Annotated in this window: 2 protein-coding genes; both read left to right on the top strand. The window is 73.7% G+C overall.

The annotated features are described in order from the left end of the window. The first annotated feature begins 48 nt into the window (after window positions 1-48). Window positions 49-363 (top strand): GNAT family N-acetyltransferase, encoded by a 315-nt coding sequence (locus J0670_RS37465; RefSeq protein WP_207817240.1) that lies wholly within the window; start codon window positions 49-51, stop codon window positions 361-363. A 341-nt stretch (window positions 364-704) separates the two neighbouring features. Beyond that, a partial coding sequence (locus J0670_RS40430; protein ID WP_207817239.1) for a Stealth CR1 domain-containing protein occupies window positions 705-1,688 on the top strand: 984 nt, incomplete at its 3' end.

The following is a 1,688-nucleotide window of genomic DNA, read 5'->3' as shown; positions in this document are numbered from 1 at the left end:
GAGGGCGCCGCCCACCGAGGCGACCAGCCGCACTCCGAGGAGGAACCGATGGAGCAGTCCACGCAGTCCGTCAGCGACAACGCCGAGAAGTCCCGCTTCGAGATCCACGACGACGGCGAACTCGCCGGATTCGCCGAGTACCACCGCTCCGGCAACGAGATCGCCTTCATCCACACCGAGATCGACCCCCGCTTCGAGGGCCGCGGACTCGGCGGCCGACTGGCCCGCGCCGTCCTGGACACGGCGCGCGACCAGGGGCTCGCCGTCCTCCCCTACTGCCCCTTCATCCGGGCCTGGATCACCAAGCACCCCGAGTACGCCGACCTGGTCCCCACCACCCACCGGGCCAGGTTCGGCCTCTGAACGCTCCCCTGGTGCCCCCGGCCCCGCGCGAAGTCCCGCCCAGCGAAGGCGAGGAGCGCGGGGCCGGCCCGTTGTCCGGGTCCGTTCACGCGATCGCGACCGGCCGCCTCCACACAGCCCGTCGGCCGCCGGAATTCCACGACCGGGCCACGTTGAAGTGAATCACGACACTCCACCCAGCAAACTGCCAGCAAAATCGCATACCATCCCCCGCAACGCGATGGGCTTCGCGCACCGCTGCTGAGCTGCGGAGAGGGAGCCGGTGCAGTCGGATGTCCGGGGACAGGAAACCTCCCGGCGCCATTTCGCGGCATGACCACCAGCCCCCCCTTGGAGTTTCCGTGTCCGTCCGCCCGGCCAGCCTCGCCGCCGCGATGCGTCCGCTCGCCACCCTGGCGCGCCGCCGCAGGCCCTCCGAGAGCGAGGGCTCCGGGCGGACTCCGGCACAGGAGCAGGACGGCCGGGAGCCCCCGGCGGAGGAGCCGCTCCCGCCGATCGAGCGGCTGGCCCTGACGCGCTCCGCCCGCGAGGCGGAGCTGATCACCTCCCTCACCGGGGTGACCCGCTGCGGCGGCCTCCTGGCCGAGCCGCACCACAGACTCCTGCCGGGGCAGCGCCGGGACGACAACCTCGCCGAGGTGGCCGACGCGCTGCGGGCGGTCGGCATCGCGCACGGCATCGTGCCCGACCGGCCTCCGCGCCACCGTCTCGCGATAGCCCCCGGCGACCGGGCCGCGGTGCTGGAGGCGTTGTCCAGCGCGTTCGCCGGACAGGCCGTCTACGCGGACCTGCTGGAGCACGGGAGGACCCTCGGCACCGTCCTGGCCGAGCAGCTGCCCGCCGCGGTCGTCCTGATGGAGGACGTGCCGAGCGCCCCGGACGAGGCCCCGGACGGCACTCCGGACGGCACTCCGGACGAGGCCCAGGCCGGTCCGATCCGGCCCGCGGACCGGGTCAAGGGCGTACGGATCTACCGGCCGGCAGCGATCGGCACCCTGCTGTACGGCTCCGACACCGGCTGCGACGTCGAGTTCTGGGACGCCTCCGACTCCTCGCAGGGCGCGGTCGCCTCGATCGACGAGACCCCGCTCGGCTGGTGGGTGCCCTCGCTCAAGGCCACCGCGACGACGACCATCGCCGGACGCCCCTACCCGCTGATCGACGTCCTCGCCACGGACCTCCCGGACCAGGTCACGTTCCCCATCGACGCCGTGATCACCTGGGTCGACGACTCCGACCCCGCCTGGCAGGAGCGCCGTGCCGCCGCCCGGGCCCGGCTCACCGGCACCACGGCCTCGGACGCCCCGGAGAACGGCACCGCCGCC

This window comes from Streptomyces sp. FH025, assembly GCF_017427025.1.
Lineage (GTDB): Bacteria > Actinomycetota > Actinomycetes > Streptomycetales > Streptomycetaceae > Kitasatospora.
This window is presented reverse-complemented; position numbering and strand designations above follow the sequence as displayed.